General features: G+C 60.5%; 19 protein-coding genes. 6 read left to right on the top strand and 13 right to left on the bottom strand.

Features of this window, described 5'->3' with window-relative positions:
• Nucleotides 1–322: hypothetical protein (locus tag HCZ87_RS06755; protein ID WP_217701945.1), on the top strand; the 322-nt coding region annotated here is incomplete at its 5' end.
• A gap of 189 nt (nt 323–511) precedes the next feature.
• Complete coding sequence (locus HCZ87_RS06750) at nt 512–649, top strand: hypothetical protein (RefSeq protein ID WP_167643003.1); 138 nt, start codon at nt 512–514, stop codon at nt 647–649.
• A 219-nt stretch (nt 650–868) separates the two neighbouring features.
• Here the strand turns inward: HCZ87_RS06750 and HCZ87_RS06745 are convergent, their stop codons facing one another.
• Nucleotides 869–2,413 (bottom strand): sodium:alanine symporter family protein, encoded by a 1,545-nt coding sequence (locus tag HCZ87_RS06745; RefSeq protein WP_167643002.1) that lies wholly within the window; start codon nt 2,411–2,413, stop codon nt 869–871.
• A gap of 10 nt (nt 2,414–2,423) precedes the next feature.
• Entirely contained in the window at nt 2,424–2,861 is a 438-nt protein-coding gene (locus HCZ87_RS06740; protein ID WP_167643001.1) for a universal stress protein, read from the bottom strand.
• Between the two features lie 170 nt (nt 2,862–3,031).
• On the opposite strand from HCZ87_RS06740, the gene HCZ87_RS06735 reads away from it, so the two are divergent.
• Nucleotides 3,032–3,478 (top strand): Lrp/AsnC family transcriptional regulator, encoded by a 447-nt coding sequence (locus tag HCZ87_RS06735; RefSeq protein WP_167643000.1) that lies wholly within the window; start codon nt 3,032–3,034, stop codon nt 3,476–3,478.
• A 72-nt stretch (nt 3,479–3,550) separates the two neighbouring features.
• On the opposite strand, the gene HCZ87_RS06730 is transcribed toward HCZ87_RS06735, so the two are convergent.
• The 8 genes from HCZ87_RS06730 to HCZ87_RS06695 all read right to left on the bottom strand — a co-directional run bounded on the left by HCZ87_RS06730 (nt 3,551) and on the right by HCZ87_RS06695 (nt 14,656).
• Entirely contained in the window at nt 3,551–4,477 is a 927-nt protein-coding gene (locus HCZ87_RS06730; protein WP_368484090.1) for an ABC transporter substrate-binding protein, read from the bottom strand.
• 55 nt (nt 4,478–4,532) lie between these two features.
• Nucleotides 4,533–5,531, bottom strand: coding sequence for an ABC transporter permease (locus HCZ87_RS06725; RefSeq protein WP_167642998.1), 999 nt, complete (start codon nt 5,529–5,531; stop codon nt 4,533–4,535).
• A 10-nt stretch (nt 5,532–5,541) separates the two neighbouring features.
• Entirely contained in the window at nt 5,542–7,059 is a 1,518-nt protein-coding gene (locus HCZ87_RS06720) for a sugar ABC transporter ATP-binding protein (RefSeq protein WP_167642997.1), read from the bottom strand.
• Nucleotides 7,056–8,207 (bottom strand): Gfo/Idh/MocA family protein, encoded by a 1,152-nt coding sequence (locus HCZ87_RS06715; RefSeq protein WP_254868547.1) that lies wholly within the window; start codon nt 8,205–8,207, stop codon nt 7,056–7,058. Before HCZ87_RS06715 ends, HCZ87_RS06720 begins: the two co-directional genes overlap by 4 nt.
• Entirely contained in the window at nt 8,207–9,262 is a 1,056-nt protein-coding gene (locus HCZ87_RS06710) for a sugar phosphate isomerase/epimerase (RefSeq protein ID WP_167642996.1), read from the bottom strand. Before HCZ87_RS06710 ends, HCZ87_RS06715 begins: the two co-directional genes overlap by 1 nt.
• Before the next feature lie 19 nt (nt 9,263–9,281).
• Nucleotides 9,282–10,577 (bottom strand): xylose isomerase, encoded by a 1,296-nt coding sequence (xylA, locus tag HCZ87_RS06705; RefSeq protein ID WP_167642995.1) that lies wholly within the window; start codon nt 10,575–10,577, stop codon nt 9,282–9,284.
• Entirely contained in the window at nt 10,574–11,635 is a 1,062-nt protein-coding gene (locus tag HCZ87_RS06700) for a LacI family DNA-binding transcriptional regulator (RefSeq protein ID WP_167642994.1), read from the bottom strand. Before HCZ87_RS06700 ends, xylA begins: the two co-directional genes overlap by 4 nt.
• Before the next feature lie 432 nt (nt 11,636–12,067).
• Nucleotides 12,068–14,656, bottom strand: a complete 2,589-nt coding sequence (locus tag HCZ87_RS06695) for a methyl-accepting chemotaxis protein (RefSeq protein ID WP_254868546.1) — start codon at nt 14,654–14,656, stop codon at nt 12,068–12,070.
• A gap of 644 nt (nt 14,657–15,300) precedes the next feature.
• On the opposite strand from HCZ87_RS06695, the gene HCZ87_RS06690 reads away from it, so the two are divergent.
• Genes HCZ87_RS06690 through HCZ87_RS06680 form a run of 3 tightly spaced genes read left to right on the top strand, consistent with a single transcriptional unit; the run spans nt 15,301 to nt 17,382 of the window.
• On the top strand, nt 15,301–15,717 hold the full coding sequence (locus HCZ87_RS06690; protein WP_167642993.1) for a RidA family protein: 417 nt from the start codon (nt 15,301–15,303) through the stop codon (nt 15,715–15,717).
• Nucleotides 15,714–16,388, top strand: a complete 675-nt coding sequence (locus HCZ87_RS06685; RefSeq protein WP_167642992.1) for a DUF1028 domain-containing protein — start codon at nt 15,714–15,716, stop codon at nt 16,386–16,388. The genes HCZ87_RS06690 and HCZ87_RS06685 overlap by 4 nt, the downstream gene beginning before the upstream one ends.
• A 40-nt stretch (nt 16,389–16,428) precedes the next feature.
• Nucleotides 16,429–17,382: a LysR family transcriptional regulator gene (locus HCZ87_RS06680; protein WP_167642991.1), complete on the top strand. Its 954-nt coding sequence runs from the start codon at nt 16,429–16,431 to the stop codon at nt 17,380–17,382.
• Nucleotides 17,383–17,406: 24 nt separating this feature from the next.
• Here HCZ87_RS06680 and HCZ87_RS21280 read toward each other — a convergent pair whose 3' ends face one another.
• Genes HCZ87_RS21280 through HCZ87_RS06670 form a run of 3 tightly spaced genes read right to left on the bottom strand, consistent with a single transcriptional unit; the run spans nt 17,407 to nt 19,796 of the window.
• Complete coding sequence (locus HCZ87_RS21280) at nt 17,407–17,658, bottom strand: hypothetical protein (RefSeq protein WP_368484089.1); 252 nt, start codon at nt 17,656–17,658, stop codon at nt 17,407–17,409.
• Nucleotides 17,636–18,547: an acetylornithine deacetylase gene (gene argE / locus HCZ87_RS06675; RefSeq protein ID WP_368484088.1), complete on the bottom strand. Its 912-nt coding sequence runs from the start codon at nt 18,545–18,547 to the stop codon at nt 17,636–17,638. The genes HCZ87_RS21280 and argE overlap by 23 nt, the downstream gene beginning before the upstream one ends.
• Nucleotides 18,534–19,796 (bottom strand): NAD(P)/FAD-dependent oxidoreductase, encoded by a 1,263-nt coding sequence (locus HCZ87_RS06670; protein ID WP_167642990.1) that lies wholly within the window; start codon nt 19,794–19,796, stop codon nt 18,534–18,536. The genes argE and HCZ87_RS06670 overlap by 14 nt, the downstream gene beginning before the upstream one ends.
• Nucleotides 19,797–19,939: the final 143 nt, after the last annotated feature.

The raw sequence follows: 19,939 nt of genomic DNA, 5'->3' as shown, positions 1-19,939 counted from the left end.
CCTGTTCAAATGGGGGCTGACCTCTGCCTCATTCTACGTGATCGGTGGATGTTTGATCCTGCTGTTCCTGCGCGCCCTTGCGGTGCCGGCGCCGGTCAAAGTGGTGGTTGGCGAGGTCGCGAATGCCTCGATGTTCATCTATCTCAGCCACTATCAGATGATATCCATCGTCACCAAGCTGTTCGGGGAGCCAAGGCCCTGGATCGCGCTGACGACCTCTATCATTGTTGGTGTCATGATTACGCGTCTCTATGGGTTCTGTGCGCGCAAGTTTACGCAGGCGTTTGACCGGAGCCGCACGCGAGCTGCACGGCTGGGCTAGGCTCCGGTCGCCGCTGGCTATGGCGTGGCATCTCTGCCGCTCAACGCTCCGGCGACAGGGAGAATTTCTTCACCCGATAGTCCAGCTTGGCGCGGGTCAGGCCCAGCCGGGCAAGAGCTTTGTCGTCTTTGGTGCAGGGTCGGTGAGGCTTTCGGCCTTGATGGCGGCAAGGTCCAGTGGGCCACTCATGTGATCAACGCCTGCGCAGACGATGTGGTGGAGCAGATCAAGGCCGCCACGAACGGCGGTGTGAACGATGCGCTCGGCACCACCGGGCTGCCGCCCGTCATCCGCCAGTCGATCACACCCATTCTGCGCATGATCTAGGTTGAAAGACCAATTGGCGGAGCAATCGGATCGCCCGCGAGTTGCCTCGCTCAACGTCGATATGTCGGGCCCTGGGGCGCTGTCGTATCCGAGGCCACTGAGGGACGGCAAAAGGGGCGAGGTCTTTGCGACCTCGCCCCTTGGGTATTGCGCGGCAGGATTGGCTCCTGTCCCCAAGATGTGGCCCCGATACCGCGCTGCGGCGTCAGGGCCGGGGGGTTAGTGGGCAAAGCTCTTGATTTCGCCGCTTTCCAGCCGTGTGGCGTAGCTGTTCAGCTCCTTGCGTACCAGCTTCATGAGGAAGTAGAGCGCAAAGATGTTCACCACGGCCATGGCAAAGATCGCCGCATCCGAGAAGTCGATGACCGGCCCCAGCGAGGCGGCCGCGCCAATCACGATGAAGACGCAGAACAGGAGCTTGAAGACCAGCTCGGGGAGCTTGCCCTCGCCAAAGAGGTAGGTCCAGGCCTTGAGGCCGTAATAGCTCCAGGAGATCATCGTCGAGAAGGCAAAGAGGATCACCGCAATGGCCAACACATAGGGGAACCAGCTGATGCTCGACCCGAAGGCGGCGGAGGTCAGCGCAACACCGGTGTTGCCGTCGATGGTCGCAATGGCCGATCCTGCCTCGTTCAGCATGTATTGGCCGGTTGCTTCATCTATCATCAATTGCTGCGAGATCACGATCACCAGCGCGGTCATGGTGCAGATCACGACAGTGTCAATCAGCGGCTCCAGCAGAGAGACGAACCCCTCGGTGATCGGTTCCTTGGTTTTCACCGCCGAATGCGCGATCGCCGCAGAGCCAACACCGGCTTCATTGGAAAATGCGGCCCGTTTGAAGCCCTGGATCAGCGCTCCGACCATGCCGCCTGCCACGCCAAGCCCGGTAAAGGCGCCGGCGAAGATCTGGCCAAAGGCCCAGCCGATCTTGTCGTAATTCACAATCAGGATGATGAGGGCCGCGCCGACATAGAGGATGCCCATCAGGGGTACGATTTTTTCGGTCACATTGGCGATGGATTTGATGCCGCCGACGATCACCGCAAAGACGATGCCGGCAAAGATCACACCGGTGATCCAGCCCGGATAATCGCCCACGATACCGGTGATCTGCGCGTGCGCCTGGTTGGCCTGGAACATGTTGCCGCCGCCAAAGGCGCCCAATATGCAGAAGATCGAGAACAGCACCGCCAGCGCCTTGCCACCGGGCAGGCCGAGCTCCCTGAACCCTTTCGAGATGTAATACATCGGTCCACCGGATACGGTGCCGTCTTCATATTCGTTGCGGTATTTCACACCCAGCGTACATTCGGTGAATTTCGAAGCCATCCCCAGAAGCCCCGCAAGGATCATCCAGAAGGTCGCGCCGGGACCACCGATGCCCACGGCCACGGCAACACCCGCGATATTGCCCAGACCGACCGTGCCGGACAGCGCCGTGGTGAGGGCCTGGAAATGGCTGACCTCGCCAGCGTCATTGGGGTCGGAGTAGTCGCCTTTCACCAGCCGGATCGCATGGCTAAAGAAACGAAACTGCACCGCGCCGAAATAGACCGTGAACACGCTGGCAGCAACGACCAGCCACAGCACGATCCAGGGAAAGCTGGTGGTGCCCGGAAGCGGCGCGAAAATAAAGCTGACGAAAGGCCCGGTTGCGGCGGCAAAGGCCTCATTGACCTTCGCGTCGATGCCTTCAGCATAGGCGGCGGGGGCGACAAGGCTTGCGAGCGTCGCCGCAGTGAGTGTTTTCAAGGTTTTCATCGTCATCCCCTTATCCAACGACCGTGACCGGCACATCCGCGTGCATCACCAGGTTTTGTGTCGAGCTGCCGAAGATCCGTTTGGTAAACCCGTCATTTGACACGCGCCCCACGATGATCTGGCTGGCGCCATGTTCGGTCGTGATCCGGTTCAGCGTCTCTGCGACATCGCCATGCTGCACGACGCCCTTGGCGTTGAAGCCAGCGTCCGTCAGCGCTTTGACGGCGGGAGACACGACCCGCGAGGTCGCAATCTGGATCTCTTCCTCCCGCCGCTTGTGGCGTTTGTCGTTCTCTTCTGCGGTCTGAAAAGTAAAGGGGGACCATTCGATGACATAGGCGACGATCAGCTCGCACGCCTCGATCCGAGACGCCAGGTCTCGGGCGAAGGAGAGCGCGCGTTCCCCCGTCTCGGTGCCATCTAGTCCAACAGTAATCCTCACGGTCATTGGTCGGGCTCCTTGTTGGTTTATTTTTTTGATTGCCGACGCTTTGGTGTTGAGAAAAGCGAGAGCAATAGCAAAAAGGATAAGTGATTTTCACTAGAGATTGGCGATAAATGCCCGATATAATCTGGAAATATCCCTGCGATATAGGGTTCAGCTAGGTAAAATCACTAATGACTAAGGAAATCGACAGTATCGACAAAAAGATCCTGGAGGCGCTCGAATCGAGTGGGCGACTTTCCATCGTGGAACTCGCGCAGAGGGTGAATTTGACAAATACCCCCTGTTCCGAGCGGGTCAAACGCCTGGAGAAAACCGGCTATATCACCGGCTATCGGGCGTGTCTGGACATGGAAAAGCTGGGTTTGGGCCATCTGACCCTGGTGCAGGTGTCGCTGTCGGCGACCGCTGGCGACAATGCGCTGGACGCGTTCAACAGGGCCGTCATCACCATTCCAGAGATCGAAAGCTGTCTGATGACGGCGGGGTCCTTTGACTATCTCTTGACGGTCCGGACCCGCGATATGCGGCATTTTCGCGATGTGTTGGGCGAGCAGATCAACAAGCTGCCTGGTATCTTGCAGACACATTCCTTCGCGATCATGGAGGTCGTCAAATAGCCGCGCAGCAATAGAAAGGGCCACCGGCGCGGAACGCCGATGGCCTTGCTCTGTCAGACACGCCTGATGGGATCAGAAGGGGCTGTCGGGATAGTAGAAGTCCATCGCATTGTCTTGGGTTACAAGCACAGAGCCGATCACGAAGGTGCCGGACACCGGTGCATTTGATGTCATCCCCACGGCGGTCAGTTCGATCGCGGTGGCGATCATCGCCGGCGGATAGGTGACGTTCGCCGGGATCATGGCATCTCCATCCGCGGTGCGTTTGATCATTTCCTTCATGCCGGCGCCGCCCAGGACAAACTGGATGTCGTCACGGCCAGCGGCCTCGATTGCGGCCAGAACACCGATTGCCATATCGTCGTCGGAGGCCCAGACAGCATCAATCTTGGGGTATTTCGACAGGAAATCCTGCATCACGGTAAAGCTGTCGTCGCGGTTCCAGTTGCCGTGCTCCATGTCCAGCACATTGATGCCGGAGCCTTCAATGGCGGCGGTGAAAGCATCCACGCGCTCGTTGTCGATGGTTGTCGGGATGCCGCGGAAGACCACGATGTCGCCGCCCTCGGGCATCTGGGACACCATGAAATCGCCGGACACTTTGCCAAAGCCGGAGTTGTCCCCCGCAACATAGAGATCCTCGATGCCCGGAACGGACAGGCCGCGGTCCACCACGGTCACCCATGCGCCGCTGGCGGCCACGGCCTGCACCGGCGGCGTCAGCGGATCGGATTCAAAGGGCAGCACCACCAGGGCGTCGATATTGCGGGTGGCGACCATGTCTTCGATGTCGTTGACCTGCTTGCCTGGATCAGAGGCGGTGGCCAGCACGAAATCGAGCCCGGGATAGACCTCCTCCAGGCGCTCGACCGTTTCTTTGGCGTGGAAGTTCATGCCTCCGGCCCAGCCGTGCGTCGCGGCCGGAATGGACACGCCGATCACCTTGACGTCCTCTGCGAGTGCGGCCCCGCTGACGGCTGTCGCCAGAGCGGCGGCGATGACTGTTTTGGTATATTTCACTGTATTCTCCTCCCTTGAAACAATAGCTTTTGGCTTAACTTGCAGCCTTGCGTTCACGCTGCAGGATCACAGCGAGAATGATGATGACCCCCTGGATCGCGCCATTCAGATAGGGCGATACAAAGTCGGTCAGATTGAGAATGTTGCCGATCAGGCTGAGGATCAGAACACCGATGACGGTGCCCCAGACCCGGCCAAACCCGCCTTTCAGCACGGTGCCCCCGATTATCACGGCGGCGATCGCCTCCAGCTCCCACAGCACGCCGGTGGAGGCAGAGGCAGAGCCAAGGCGCGGCACATACATGATGGTGGCAATGCCAACCAGAATGCCCAGGGCCGCATAGGAAATCAGCCGTGTGCGGCGGACATTGACGTTGGAATAATGCGCGACATGCTCGTTGGATCCGGTGGCGGCGCAATGGCGGCCATAGGCGCTGCGCGACATGATGACTTCGCCGATGATCACGATGATCGCAAAGACGATGATCGGCCAGCTGATGCCCAGAATGCCGTCGAAATACACCGGCCGATAAAAGGTGCGCAGCCCGAAATCGAGCGACAGCGTGCCCCCATCTGCCAGCCATGTGACCAGCGACCGGTAGACGCCCATGGAGCCCAGCGTCACGATGAAGGCTTCGATCCCCAATGTGGTGATCAAAAACCCGTTCAGCAGCCCGGCCAGCAGGCCGGCGACAATCGCGGTGACCATTCCGAGCAGAATAATGGGGATGCCGACGCCCATGCTGGGCAGGGCGGCGTTCATCACCAGGATCATCAGCCCCGCGATGAATGCGGCCATGGACCCCACGGAAAGGTCGAGCCCCCCTGCGGTGATCACAAAGGTCATGCCGACAGCGATGATGCCGATAAAGGCAGAGCGCGCCACCACATTGGTAATATTGGCCGCACTCAGGAAGTTGGAGTTCAGCATCGTCCCGATGACCAGCAGGACGATCAATGCGATGATCGGTCCGAGCACGGACATCGACGGCATCTGAAATCCGCGGGTTTGGGGGGTGGTTGTATCAGTCATCTTGAGGTCCTCACGCCACATTCGGCGTCTGTTCACCGCGCAGCCCCATGGACAGGCGCACGATTGCGTCTTCGGTGATTGCGTTCTGGGTCAGCGTTCCGCTCACCTCGCCGAGGCGCATCACCATGATCCGATCCGCGAGGCCAATCAGCTCGGGCATTTCAGAGGTGATCACGATGATCGCATGCCCGGCATCGGCCAGCTTGCGCAAGAAGGCGTAGATCTGCTGCTTGGTGCCGATATCAATCCCCCGGGTGGGTTCATCGACGATCAGGATGCGCGGCTCTGACAGCATCACCTTGGCCAGCAACAGCTTTTGCTGATTGCCGCCGGACATATTGCCGACGCGCACGTCGCGGGTGCCGGAGCGGATATCGAATTCGCGGATCGCCTCTGTCAGCGCGGCCTCTTCGGCGTTGCGATCAATCAGAAAGCCGCCGAACTTGTGCAAATTCTGAAGCGTCAGATTTTCGCGCATGCCGCGTTCCAGCAGCAACCCACGCATCTTGCGATCTTCGGTCAGATAGCACAGCCCGGCCTGCTGCGCATCACCCGGCCGCTTGAATTGCTTGGTCTGGTCAAACAGGGTGATCCTGGCCGCAGATGCCGGGCGCAGCGCCGCCAGCCCTTCCATCAGCTCGGTTCGTCCCGACCCGATCAGCCCGCCGATGCCCAAGATCTCTCCCTTATTTAGGGTAAAGGACACATTGCTGGCAAATCCCGGCACGCTGAGGTTTTCCACCTCAAGCACCACCGGCGCATCCTCGGGCACGCCGGGTTTGCTGGGGTAGAGGTCAGAAACATCGCGCCCCACCATCGCGGTGGCCATGGCATCTTCGCTCATTTCGGCGGTTTCGCCGGCGTAGACCACATCGCCATCGCGCATGATCGTCACCTGATCCGAAATCTGCGCCACTTCATCGAGCTTGTGCGAGGTGAACAGAATGGCCGTGCCCGCATCGCGCAGGGTCTGAACCTGTTCGAACAGAACCTCGGTTTCGCGATTGGTCAGCACCGCCGTCGGTTCGTCCATGATCAGGACCCGCGCATCGCGGGACAGGGCCTTGGCGATCTCGACCATCTGTTTTTCGGAGTTCGACAAGGAAGAGACCAGCGCATCGGGCGAGACCTCGCAGGCCACCCGCGCCAGATAATCGCGAGTGCGGCGCCGCATCTCTGCCTTGTCCAGCAGCAAGCCGCGTTTCAGCTCGCGGCCCAGAAAGATGTTCTGCTCCACCGTCAGCTGTTCGGCGAGGTTGAATTCCTGATGGATCATGACGATCCCCGCCGCCTCGCCCTCTTGCAGATTGGCGAATTGAACGGGCTGACCGTCGAGCACGACACTGCCCTTGGTTGGCGGCTGATAGCCCGCCAGGATCTTCATCGTCGTGGATTTCCCGGCCCCGTTCTCACCGATCAGCGCGTGAACACTGCCAGCGCTCAGCGCGAGGTTGACATTGTGCAGCACCTCAACCGGGCCAAAGCTTTTACTGACAGTGCGAAGGGCGAGAACGGGGCTGGACGTCATAGGGTCGTCCACCCGGCGTTATTCGCGGAGGATGTGACGCAGGCATTGATGAAGCGCATGCCCTCCATGCCCTCTGCAATCCCGGGGAGAACCCCCATGGCCGCAGCCCGATCCGCTCCATCCTGAACCGCGCGAATGGCATCGGCGGCCTCATTGTAGATGGTGGCGAAGCCCTCAAGATAACCTTCGGGATGACCACCGGGTATGCGGCTGACGGCTTGCGAGACCGCCGTGGCACCTGCGCCGTTGCGCGTCAGCAGCTGTTTGGGCGCGCCATGCGGCGTGAACCAGAGGTAGTTCGGATCCTCCTGCGACCATTCCAGCCCGCCTTTTTCGCCATAGATCCGCAGCTTTAGGGCGTTCTCGTTGCCGGGGGCCACCTGGCTTGACCACAACATCCCGCGCGCGCCGCCTTCAAAGCGCAGCATCATGTGGGCGTTGTCATCCAGGGTGCGGCCGGCGACAAAACACTGCAAATCAGCCGCAAGGCTTTCGACCCGCAAGCCAGAGACAAAACAGGCAAGGTTATGCGCATGGGTGCCAATGTCGCCGATTGATCCCCCCGCGCCGGAGCGGCTTGGGTCGGTGCGCCATTCGGCCTGTTTCAGCCCCTCGGTTTCCAGCGGCGAGGTCAGCCAGTCCTGCGGATATTCCGCCTGCACGATGCGGATCGTACCCAATGCGCCGGAGGCCACCATATCGCGGGCCTGACGGATCATTGGATAGCCGGTGTAATTGTGGGTCAAGATGAACAGCGCCTTGCTGTCGGCCACGGCCTGTTCCAGATCGGCTGCATCCTTCATGGTGGAGGTGAGCGGCTTGTCGCAAATGACGTGGATGCCCTCTGCCAGAAATGCCTTTGCGGCAGCGGCGTGAACGTGGTTGGGCGTCACGATCGACACCGCCTCAATGCCATCCTCGCGGGCGGCTTCGGCTTTGGCCATCTCGGCAAAGCTGCCGTAGGAGCGCGGAATGCCCAGCGCCTCGGCGCTGGCGGCGGATTTCTCCGGCGTGGAGGACAGGGCCCCTGCGACAAGCTCAAACCGGTCGTCGATGCGGGCCGCGATGCGATGCACCCCGCCGATAAAGGCATCATTGCCACCGCCGACCATTCCCAATCGAATACGTTTATTTTGCGGATTGGCCATCAGTCGATCCCCAGCATTTTACGGTTTGCCGCCTCATCTGTGCCGCCGTCGGCAAAATCGTCGAAGGCCCGTTCGGTCACGCGGATGATGTGATCCTTGACAAATTGCGCGCCTTCGCGGGCCCCGTCCTCGGGGTGTTTGAGCGCGCACTCCCATTCGACCACGGCCCAGCCGTCGAAATCCATCGCTGCGAATTTGGCAAAGATCGCCTTGAAATCAACCTGACCATCGCCCAGCGAGCGGAAGCGTCCGGCGCGATCCACCCAGGATTGGAAGCCGGAATAGACCCCCTGGCGCCCGGTCGGATTGAACTCCGCATCCTTGACGTGGAACATCTTGATCCGGTCTTTGTAGATGTCGAGATTGTCGAGATAATCCAGGCATTGCAGCACATAGTGGCTGGGATCATAGAGCATATTCGCCCGCGCGTGGTTGCCTGTGCGCTCCAGGAACATCTCGTAGGTGATGCCGTCGTGCAGATCCTCGCCCGGGTGGATCTCGTAGCAGACATCCACGCCGCAGTCTTCGGCATGGTTCAGGATCGGCAGCCAGCGTTTGGCGAGTTCGTCAAATGCCGTTTCCACCAAGCCCGCGGGGCGTTGTGGCCAGGGGTAGATATAGGGCCAGGCCAGCGCGCCGGAAAACGTCGCATGGGCATTGATCCCCATGTTTCTGGAGGCGGTCAGCGCCATTTTGACCTGTTCCACCGCCCATTCCTGCCGGGCCTTGGGATTGCCCTGCACCTGGGGCGCGGCAAAGCCGTCAAAGGCGGTATCATAGGCCGGGTGCACCGCAACCAGCTGACCTTGCAGGTGTGTCGACAGCTCTGTCACCTCGACGCCGTTTGCGGCGGCTTGGCCTTTGAACTCGTCACAATAGTCCTTGCTTTCGGCGGCCTTGGCCAGGTCGATCAGCCGGCCGTCCCAACTGGGCACCTGTACCCCTTTGTAGCCGCAATCGGCTGCCCATTTGGTGATGCTGTCCCACGAATTGAACGGGGCTTCATCGCCTGCGAATTGCGCCAGAAAAAGCGCCGGTCCTTTGATGGTTTTCATCGCTGTCCTCCCTGTTCGCTTACACGAATCGATTAACAATATTTTCCAGAATTTCCTGACGGCCGGAGCGCGGCTGCGGGTTGATACCGTCTGCTTCGACCTGGGCGGCGATGCTGGCGAAATCGCTGTCCAGAAGGGCTTTGCCCTCCGGGCGGTCCCAACCGGCGTAGCGCTCCGCGCGCTTTGCCTCCAGCGTGCCGTCCTCCAGCATCAGTGCTGCGGCCTTGAAGCCGCGTGCACAGACATCCATCGCGCCCGCATGGGCCGCAATCAGATCGACGGGATCGAGCGACTGGCGGCGCAGCTTGGCATCGAAATTGGTGCCGCCGGTGGTGAAGCCGCCCGCCTTCAGGACTTCGTAATAGGCCAACGCGACCTCGGGCACATTGTTGGGGAACTGATCGGTGTCCCAACCCGATTGATAATCATTGCGGTTCATGTCGATGGAGCCAAAGATCCCCAGCGAGGCCGCAAGCGCCAGTTCATGCTCAAACGAATGGCCCGCAAGGATCGCGTGGCCCTGTTCGATGTTCATCTGGACTTCATTCTCCAGCCCGAACTCCTTGAGGAAGCCGTAGACCGTCGCGACATCAAAATCATATTGGTGCTTTGACGGTTCCTGGGGTTTCGGCTCCACCAGGATCGCGCCCTTGAAGCCGATCTTGTGTTTGTAATCCACGGCCATCTGAAGGAAGCGCCCCGCCTGCTGGCGTTCGCGCTTGAGGTCGGTGTTCAAAAGGGTCTCATAGCCCTCGCGCCCGCCCCAGAGCACATAGTTCTCGCCGCCCAGCTTGTGGGTGGCATCCATGCAGTTTTTCACGGTGGCGGCAGACCAGGCGAAAATTTCCGGGTCGGGGTTGGTGGCGGCGCCAGACATGAAGCGGCGATGGCTGAACAGATTGGCGGTGCCCCAAAGCAGCTTGGTCCGAGAGGTTTCCATCTTGCTGCCAAGATAGTCGATCATCTCCTGAAAGTTGCGCAGGCTTTCGGCGAATGTGTCGCCTTCCGGGCGGATGTCGGCGTCATGCCAGCAAAAGAAGGGCACATTCAGCAGCTCGAACATCTCGAATGCCACATCGGCCTTGAGCTTGGCCAAATCCATCGTATCGCCGAACCAGGGGCGCTCAAAGGTCTGGCCGCCAAAGGGATCGCCGCCGGGCCAGGCAAAGGAATGCCAATAGGCCACGGCAAAGCGCAGATGCTCCTCCATCCGTTTGCCGGCGATCACCTCATCCGGGTTGTAGTGGCGAAAGGCCAGCTCGCTGGCATCCGGGTTGAACGTCAGGGGCGAAATATCTTTGAAAAACTCGGTCACCTGCTTTGGGCCTCCGCTATGTCGATTAAAGGATCCGCAGGAAGATTGTCCTGCACGTAGATTGTGGGCATCAGATCGGGCATGGGCGGCAGATCGCGCTCGTCAAGCAACGCGCGCAACATCGCAAAGGCACGGTTGACCTCGATGTCGGGGCGCTGGTCGATCACCAGATCAATGTGTTTGTCGATCAGTGCCTGCTTTGAATGGGCCACAAGCTCATGAACCACGCAGAAGGGGCGGTTCTCGGGGGCAGCACCAATGGCCGCCACCAGCCCGCTATTGCCCGCCCCGACGTTATAGAATGCGGTGACGTTTGAGCGTGCGCTCAGCACGGCGCCGGCGGCTTCCTTCAGCACAGCGGGGTCATCCTTCGTCAGGATCGGATCCAGCACCGTCAAATGCGGATAATCCGCCGCGATCACATCGCAAAACCCCTGCAACCGCTCGGCGTGGTCGCGCGCCTCCATCGACCCGACAAAGGTCTGGATTGCCCCCAGGCCGCCTGCATGGGCCATGCCCGTCATCCGCGCTGCGGTGCGCCCGGCGACCATATTGTCAATGCCGATATAGGCCGAGCGAAACTTTTGCGGCAGGTCAGAAACAAGGCCGATGACGGCGACACCACTTTCGCGCAGCTTGGCCAGTGGCCCTTCCAGCAGCGGGTTTTGCAGCCCGACAATGGCAACGCCATCGACATCGCGCTGTGCCAGATCGGCTATGCTCTCTTCCAGCGCATCGACCGAGAAGGCGGAGACGTCGATAATTTCGACAGTGATCCGGTCAACGCTCAGGTGCTCGGCGGCATGTCGGATATGGTTGCGGATCCGGTTGAAGAACGCGTTGGTGCCGGTCGGGATCAGGAAGGCGAGGCGATAGACCCGGTTTCGCGACAGGTTTGCGGCGGCAACATTGCGCACATATCCTAGTGCGGCGACAGCTTCGCGCACCTTGTCGATCGACTTCTGCGCGACATTGCCGCGGTTGTTGATGACGCGATCAGCAGTCGCGTAGCTCACGCCTGCCGCTTGCGCGACATCGCTCAACGTCGGACTTACCATAGTCTCCCCCTTTGGCTGCGAACCTCCTCTTCGCTGCCATGGGCTCACCTTATCGGGTCATTTTGATGGACGTCAATCATTTTATGATATACGTCGATCATTTTGCTTTTCGGCGCGAGGGCCCCTTGCTGAATAGAGGTCCGTCCCCTGCCGCATGGTCCATGTGGGTATGGATCGGCGCGCGCCTCCTCTTGGCAGTGCGGACCACCACCTTGCAGACGAAGGTGGTGCCGCTCGCGACTGAAATCTCATAGGAATAGGGCCGCTGCGGCGCAGTGGAGCTGCTCCGCCGGAGATGGCGGCCACCTTCGTGGCGGCCTTTGCGGCGTGCCTAGTTGGCGTGCAATGTGACGTCCAGAGGTCGGGCGGGCAATATCCCGAACGCGGCGCTTCGGTGGTGGTCGATGCCCGGTTCCATTGACCCGGCAGGGATCAAGCGCTCTTTAAAACACTTTCACTGTCTTCTTCATCGAAGGGATCCGAGGGGCTGCTGACGTAATGATTGCTGCTTTCCACCGTGAAATTGGCAACCAGGCGGGACAAGGTATCCGCATCGCTGTTCAGCAAATGGCTTGCTGCGGTGGCTTCCTCGACCATTGCCGCGTTTTGTTGCGTCACCTGATCCAGCTGTGACATGCCACTGTTGATTTCTCCCAAGCCGGTGGATTGTTCGCCGGCGCCCGCCGCGATTTCAGAGACCAGCTGCGAAATATGGCTCACCCGGTTGACGATACTGGTCAAGGCGCCGCCCGCTTTGCCGACGAGTTCCACCCCGTTTTCCACCTGTTTGGAGCTGTCCCCGATCAGCACCTTGATTTCGTCGGCTGCGGCGGAAGATCGCTGCGCCAGGGCGCGAACCTCGGAGGCGACAACCGCAAATCCCCGGCCTGCTTCGCCCGCGCGCGCGGCTTCGACACCGGCATTCAGGGCCAGCAGATTGGTCTGGAAGGAAATATCGTCAATGACCCCGATGATCTGCGAGATTTTTCGGGCGGAGTCCTCGATTTCGGTCATTGCGGATACGGCGTTCTGAACCACCTGGCCGCTGACTTCGGCTTCGTTTTGCGCCTCGTTTACAATGACCTCGACGCTTTTTGCCCCATCCGCCGCAGATTTGACGCTGTCAGTCAGTGCCTCAAGAGCGGCTGCGGTTTGCTCAAGCGTTGCAGCCTGGCTTTCGGTGCGTCGCGACAGATCATCCGAGGCCTGGGTGATTTCCGCAGCACCATTGCGGATGCTGCCGGCAGCGCCCACCACCTCACGCACAGTCGCGCTCAGCGTGTCCAGGGTCGCGTTGAAATCCTGGCGCAGCTTTTCGTAGCCCTCGCTCATGGGTGTTTCAATGCGCGCGGACAGATCGCCTTGCGACAGGCGCTCCAGCCCCTCGCCAATGGCGGTGACGGCTTGCGTTTGCGCGGCCTGTCGTTTCTGCCGTTCACTCTCGTTTGCCTTGGTCATCCGGTCTCTTTCAACAATACTGTCGCGGAAGACCGAGAGGGCGCCTGCGATGCGCCGGATCTCATCCCCGGCGCGGTCAAACCCCTTGATTTGGCTGAGATCCCCTGCGGCGAGCCGCTCTGTTGCGCCGCTGATTTTTGCCAGCGGTCGTGTGACCAGAATACGCGTCAGCAAGATGGACAGCACCAGCACCACCGCGGAGGCGCCAAGCAGGGCAAACATTTTTTGTTCCGCTGCAAGCAATTCCTCTGTGACAGCGGTTGCCGTGCCCGCAATTGCGCCCTGGCTCTGCCCGCTGAGCGCGGCCGCCTGATGGGCAATGCCGCCAACCGCCTCGGCCGCGTCCTGGGATGCTTTTACCGTTTCGTTGCGCGCTGAGATCACAGCTTTGCGCGCGGCAACGAGGCCCTGCTCGGGAACCGCGTGGGAGGCGATGTTCTGGATGTCGTCATCCAGAACGCCCCCCTGTAGGCCAGCAAAGCTCTGCAATTCCTTGGCCGCGGCTTGCAGAGGCGCGACAGCGGCATTCACCTGACCAAGATCGTCAGCAGACACCACACGCAGGGCGGCCAATTGTAGCGAGTTGATCAATGTGTTGATTTCCAAGAGCTTATTGAGCATGCCCACCTCATTGTCCAGGAGGCTTTGAACGGCGTCCCGGTTGGTGGCGCCGCTCTCATCCGCGGCCGTGCCCAGATCATCGATACGCTTCTTGATCGCGCCGGTCAGCGCCAGTGCGCTGGCTTCCCGCGCGGCCAGCACCTCTTTGCGCAGGGCTTTTTGCTCCGACCGGCTGGCCGACAGCATGTTTTCGAACACCGCAACGGCATTGCGGATGGTCTCGCCGTCTTCGGCGCTCATGCCCATCGTATCGAGGTTTGCCAGGAACTCTGTCAGGCGGTTGTTGGCGTCCTCGGCGGTTTGCTTCATGCTCTTCTTCATCGGCACTTCGCGCACCAGTCCCAAACCAACGGACATGCCCGCCAGGAGATTGATGTCTGCCTGTGCCTCCAAGAGAGACTGAAGCGCGCCGAATTGTTCGTCGACCAAAGTCGCCAGGGTGCTGCCGATCAGTGCGATCGTATTTTCACCGCCGGCTGAAAGCTCTTCGGATGCTTCGCGCGCGGATTCGAACAGATGGGTCTGAATGGCGCGGCTGTGGCTTTGCAAGGCGTCGATCTCTTCTTCGATGCGCTTTGCGTTGTCAAAGGAGGCTTCGCGCGCGTCCAGCAGGTTGGTCAGCGATCCCGATGCATTTGCAGCCGCCGTTTCGAAATCGGTACGCAGGTCTTGGGGCAGGCGTTCGATGCCGGCTTTCAATTGACGGATGGCTTGATCGGTCTGCGCTTGCGCCGCGTCCAGTTCGGTTCCGTTTGCGGCCAGCAGAATGTTTGCCATTGAATCGCGGGTCAGGCCCGCGGCATCGGTCAGGGTCGCGCTGACCTCCAGTTGCGGCAGCATGTCCTGGGTCAGCCGCCCCATGTCGGTCGCGACCTTTTCAAAGACCAGAGAGACCAACACGCCGACCAGCGCCGATGCGCCGCCCATAACAACGAGAACCATGGTTATCTTCGAACCGATGCTCGAAAAGGGTCGGAATTTCGGTGTCAGGGAAGGGGACTTTGCTGTCATGGGATCACCCGCAATTTCGTGTGGCCGCAACTGCTGCCTTGCCACCGTAGGTCGGTTTCGGTTGTGTCGATTGCGAACAGAACCATGGTGCGGATCGGGACGAACCATGCGATGCCAGCTGCGGCAGGGGCCTGTCGTTCATCCCATCCCTGGCTGGCGGTGGCATGGCTGGCCCGTGCTCCGGCATGCGCAATCTCGATACAGCACAGGCCATACCGGTTTCGAATGAAAAAGGCGCCGCAGGGGACATTTTCACCGTCACGCAGCCATTCAACTCTGTTCTCCTGGCAAATGGAATTGAGTATAGGTGTGCGGCAAAAATCTTAAGTAACTGTCGATTACCTCATAGGTTAGTCGCTAAAATTGTATCCAATGGCGATGCGTGACCGACATCGCCTGCAAAAAGTCCCGTGAGTTTGCGCATAAGTGGGGATTGGGAGTTTTGAGCCAAGGTCCGTCATGCCGCACTTGATTAGTTTTTATCAAATCAAGGCTGCGAAAATGCTTGCTTTATATGTGGTCAGTCTGTGTCGATAGAGGGGGGCAAGGGCCGTGGGCCATGAGCAGGGGCAGCTATGAAACATACGCGCATTCGCAGATTTAATACCAAGGACACCTATCCTGAGCAGGCGTTGGACAATGATCTGTGCCAGGCGGTTGTGACGCAGGGTGGCAAGACGGTGTATTTACGCGGGCAGTGTCCGCAGGATCTTGATGATTTCCGGAACATCGACAGCCATGACCCGGTGGAGCAAACCCACAAGGTGATGCAGAACATCAAGCAGCTGCTCGAAGAAGCGGGTGGCGAGATGGCGGATCTGGTCAAGGTCGTGGTCTATATCACCGATGTGCGCCACCGCGAGGCGGTCTATCGGACCATGGGGGAATATATCCAAGGGGTGCACCCGGTATCTACCGGGCTGGTTGTCCAAGCCTTGGCGCGGCCGGAGTGGTTGGTTGAAATCGACGGCACGGCGGTGATCCCGGCATGACGTTTTCATTAGTCGCGCGCTGCGCTGAAACCGGCATGTTTGGAACCGCCATTGCCTCGTCCTCGCCCGCGGTTGCGGCGAGGTGTTCCTACACAAGGGCGGGCGTCGGCGCCGCGTCGAGCCAGAATGTCACAGATCCGATACTGGGGCCTTTGGCACTGGACCTGATGCAGGGCGGACTATCGGCAGAGGATGCGCTTGTGGGCGTTCAGGAGCAGGGGCGGTTCATGGAGTACCGGCAGGTGCTGCTGATCGACGGAAACGGGGGCGTGGCGATCCATTCCGGGCCGCGTTCGCTTGGGATCTGGACCCATGCGCAGAGAAAAGACGTCATCGCGGCGGGCAATCTTCTGGCGAATGAGCAGGTGCCGCAGGCGATGGTTGCCGGGTTTGAAGCCGCGACAGGCCATCTGGGAGATCGCCTGATTGCGGCGATGCGCGCCGGGCTGAAGGCAGGCGGCGAGGCGGGGCCGATCCACTCGGCGGGGCTTCAGCTCTGTGACAGTGTGCCCTGGCCGGTGGCCGATTTGCGCTGCGACTGGAGCGAGGACTGTCCGATTGCTGCGGTCGCCGAGGCCTGGGCGGTCTATCAGCCGCAGCTGGCGGACTACGTGCAACGGGCGCTCGACCCGCGTGAGGCCCCTTCTTACGGGGTCGCGGGCGATGAATAGCGCAGCTTGATTTTGCACGCGCGCACAGTCAATCTGCCCCATGCCCTTGCGTTTCTCATTCAGACAGCTGGAATATCTGGTCGCCGTCGGCGAGGCCGGGACCATTGCGCTGGCCGCGCAGCGCGTCAATGTCTCCTCGCCGTCGATCTCCTCGGCGATCAGCCAGCTTGAGGCGGACCTGGGCCTGCAATTGTTCGTGCGCCACCATGCGCAGGGTCTGTCGCTGACCCCGGGAGGCAGGCAGGTGTTCAACGAGGCAAAGAAGATCCTGTTCAGCGCCAATGGGTTGAACAATCTTGCCAATGATATCGTCGAAAAAGCACGGGGGCCGATCACGATCGGAACCTTGTCCACCATCGCCCCAATTGTCAGCGCCCGCTTGCGCCGCGCGTTTGAAGCCGCATACCCAGAGGCGTCGGTGACCATGAAAGAGGGCAGCCAAGCCGATCTGCTGCGGATGCTGGGACAGGCTGAAATCGACCTCGCCATCACCTATGACCTTGAAATCCCGAAGGACATTCAGTTCGAGGCTCTGGCCTCCTTGCCGCCCCAGGTCATGTTGGCGTCAGATCATCCAAAGGCGCAACAGACCGCGTTGAGCTTGGCCGAGCTGGAAGACGAGAACATGATCCTCCTCGATCTGCCGTTGAGTCGGGAGTATTTCCTGTCGCTCTTTCGGGAGTGCGGCTTGCGGCCGAATATCACCGAGCGCACATCCGACATGTCGATGGTGCGCAGTCTTGTGGCCAATGGCTACGGCTTTGGCCTGGTGAACCTGCGCATCGCCTCGGAACGGGCACCCGATGGGGAAACGCTTGTCACGCGGCCCCTGACAGGGGCGTTGCGGCCGCTGGATCTCGGGCTGGCGACAAAGGGAACGGTGCGTCGCTCTGGTGTGGTCGCCGCCTTCTTTGACCACGCCAAGGCGCATCTGCATGACATCGGGCTGATGCGCCTGGGGCCGGCCCCGCAGCGCGACCGGCGCCCGGATTAGGATCAGGCCCCATGGCTGCTGCGCCTAGAGACCGGCGACCAGTCGATCCAGCAGCATGTCCAGCATATGGTCGCATTTGCCAAGTTGTTCGCGGCTGATGAATTCGTCCGGCCGATGCCCCTGCGCCATGGATCCCGGCCCGCAGACCACCGTCGGAATACCCAGCTGCGAGGAGAACAATCCCCCTTCGGTGCCAAAGGCGAGCTTGATCGTCGCATTCGCCCCGGTCAGGGATTTCACGAAATGAACGACCTCAGCATCGGGCGCCGTTGCCAGTGGAGGGTAGCTGCCGGTGGTCTCGATTTCGATATTGGCCTCCGGGAAATCCTGACGCAGGGGCGCAAGCGCGGTGCAGCCGGTCCAGGATGAATTGCGGATCATCGGCGGGCAGGTTGCGGATCTCAAACAGGAATTCCGCGGAATTGGGGACGATGTTCAAGGCACCGCCGCCATTGATCCGCCCGACGTGGAGCGTGGAATAGGCAATGTCGTAGGCGTCATCTGGCAAGGTCGTGCGGGAAATGTCGGATTGGATGTCACGGAGCGCGCTAATCATGTCGCAGGCCAGGTGGATCGCATTCAACGCCATGGGGGCCAGCGCCGAATGCCCCTCGCGCCCGGTGCAGCGCAGACGGCATGCGGTTTTTCCCTTGTGACCGGTGCCCACCATCATTTGCGTCGGTTCGCCGACGATACAGAACCGGGGGCGAAATGGCGCCGCCGCCAGCATGTCGATGAGGGAGCGCACCCCAAGGCAACCGACCTCCTCGTCGTAGGAAAGCGCAAGATGCAGGGGGGTCTCCAGCTCCAGCTTGGAGGCCCGCAGGGCGGCGGACAGCGCGCTTGCAACAAAGCCCTTCATGTCGGTTGTGCCGCGCCCAAAGAGTTTGCCATCCTCCTCGGTCAGCGTGAAGGGCGGCTTGGTCCAGTTCTGGCCGTCAACAGGCACCACATCGGTATGGCCAGACAGCAGCACGCCGGCGCGGTCCTTTGGTCCAATGGTCGCGTAAAGATTGGCCTTTGCTTGATCCGGGTCGCGGATGATCACGACCTCGGCGCCGGCGTCACGCAACAGATCGGCGCAATAGGTGATCAGATCGGTATTGGGCTGGGCGCTGATGGTCGGAAATCCGACAAGGGTTCTCAGAATCTCAACCGTCTGCATGTGCAATCTGCCCTGTTTTTGCGGAATTCCGTGCGGCGATATGGGATGCCAGATGTTTGGCATCGACCCAAACGCCCCAAATGAAGGCAGAACCACGCATCGACAACCAGGGCAGGCCGACAAAATAGACCCCGGGTACATTTGCGATACCACGGTCATGTTGCGGTTTACCGGTGGCGTCAAAGCTATCGACCTCCAGCCAGCTGAAATCCTGCTTGAAACCGGTGGCCCAGATCACCGTGGTGATCCCCGCCTGCGCCAGATCCAACGCGCGGATCGGATCGGTGAGACAGGCAGGATCGGGCGGAATATGATAGGCTTCCGGCTCTTGTGGCAGGTCGAGCCCCTCGCGCGTGACGTAGTCGTCGGCCTCTTTCAGCAGAGACAGGTAATTGGCATCCCCGGCGGCAATATTCTTGGCCAGATCCGCATCAAACCGCAATATGCCGTCGTCATAGCCCTCCGTGCGGCCCACGAGCGTGATACCGGTTGCTGCCAGCTTGCGGAAATCTACCGTCTCGCCACCATTCGCGCCACTGACGGCGATGGTAACATGCTCCTTTCCAGCCGGCGGCGTTGTTGCCTCCCACTTGCCCAGAACGCTGAGCCACCAGCAGAAATCCCGCCCCCGGTAGCTGCGGGGAGGGCGGTCGTGCGGCCCGACAGACAGGTAGACCTCGCGACCGGCTTGCCGCAGCTCGCTTGCGATCTGCGTGCCGGATGATCCGGCACCGACGACGAGTACCGCACCCTGGGCGAGCTGGCCTGGATTGCGGTAGCTTGACGAATGCATCTGGCTGAGCGCTGTCAGCTTGGGCAGGACGGGCGGGATGACGGGGGTTTGAAACGGTCCGGTGGCGGCTACGATGTTCTGCGCCGTGAGGGTGCCTTGTGATGTCTCGATCACGAAACCGGTGCCATTCTGTGCCGGCCGGGCGCGCTTCACGTCCACGCCGCAGTGAACCGGAGCGGCGATCTTGGCGGCGAAGTCTTCCATATAGGATGCAACGCTCTCTTTGGTGGCAAAGGCGTCGGGGGCGGTGTCGCTGAATTCCATGCTTGGGAAACGGTCGTGCCAGGCGGGGCCATTGGCCACCAGGGAATCCCAACGCTCCGTTCTCCAACGCTCCGCGATGCGGGCGCGTTCCAGCACGACATGGGCGATGCCGCAATTGCTCAGGTGTTCGCTCATCGCCAGTCCGGCCTGACCGCCGCCGACAACGACCGTGTTTGTTTTTTCAGGTAACATGCTGCGCCTTTTTTGCGGGAGGGGAGCGCCATCGGGCTCTGGTGGCATCAGCTTAGTCAAAGCAATGGTCTCGCAAAAATACCTTTCCCCTAATCAATGATTGCGCTTTGGCTTATGCGGTGCCGCCAACGCGCGCCCCCGCC

Source organism: Phaeobacter sp. HF9A (assembly GCF_011806385.1).
GTDB lineage: Bacteria > Pseudomonadota > Alphaproteobacteria > Rhodobacterales > Rhodobacteraceae > Epibacterium.
The sequence above is the reverse complement of the archived record's forward strand: the minus strand, read 5'-3'. Positions and strand labels throughout refer to the sequence as shown.

Excerpts from the sequence above, each read along its gene's own strand:
- HCZ87_RS06680 (WP_167642991.1), top strand. The coding sequence starts at position 16,429 with ATGCCCTTGCGTTTCTCATTCAGACAGCTGGAATATCTGGTCGCCGTC.
- HCZ87_RS06685 (WP_167642992.1), top strand. The coding sequence starts at position 15,714 with ATGACGTTTTCATTAGTCGCGCGCTGCGCTGAAACCGGCATGTTTGGA.
- HCZ87_RS06720 (WP_167642997.1), bottom strand. The coding sequence starts at position 7,059 with ATGACGTCCAGCCCCGTTCTCGCCCTTCGCACTGTCAGTAAAAGCTTT.
- HCZ87_RS06695 (WP_254868546.1), bottom strand. The coding sequence starts at position 14,656 with ATGGTTCTCGTTGTTATGGGCGGCGCATCGGCGCTGGTCGGCGTGTTG.
- HCZ87_RS06740 (WP_167643001.1), bottom strand. The coding sequence starts at position 2,861 with ATGACCGTGAGGATTACTGTTGGACTAGATGGCACCGAGACGGGGGAA.
- HCZ87_RS06700 (WP_167642994.1), bottom strand. The coding sequence starts at position 11,635 with ATGGTAAGTCCGACGTTGAGCGATGTCGCGCAAGCGGCAGGCGTGAGC.
- argE (WP_368484088.1), bottom strand. The coding sequence starts at position 18,547 with ATGCAGACGGTTGAGATTCTGAGAACCCTTGTCGGATTTCCGACCATC.
- HCZ87_RS06745 (WP_167643002.1), bottom strand. The coding sequence starts at position 2,413 with ATGAAAACCTTGAAAACACTCACTGCGGCGACGCTCGCAAGCCTTGTC.
- HCZ87_RS06670 (WP_167642990.1), bottom strand. The coding sequence starts at position 19,796 with ATGTTACCTGAAAAAACAAACACGGTCGTTGTCGGCGGCGGTCAGGCC.
- HCZ87_RS06710 (WP_167642996.1), bottom strand. The coding sequence starts at position 9,262 with ATGAAAACCATCAAAGGACCGGCGCTTTTTCTGGCGCAATTCGCAGGC.
- HCZ87_RS06715 (WP_254868547.1), bottom strand. The coding sequence starts at position 8,207 with ATGGCCAATCCGCAAAATAAACGTATTCGATTGGGAATGGTCGGCGGT.
- HCZ87_RS06735 (WP_167643000.1), top strand. The coding sequence starts at position 3,032 with ATGACTAAGGAAATCGACAGTATCGACAAAAAGATCCTGGAGGCGCTC.
- HCZ87_RS06725 (WP_167642998.1), bottom strand. The coding sequence starts at position 5,531 with ATGACTGATACAACCACCCCCCAAACCCGCGGATTTCAGATGCCGTCG.
- HCZ87_RS06690 (WP_167642993.1), top strand. The coding sequence starts at position 15,301 with ATGAAACATACGCGCATTCGCAGATTTAATACCAAGGACACCTATCCT.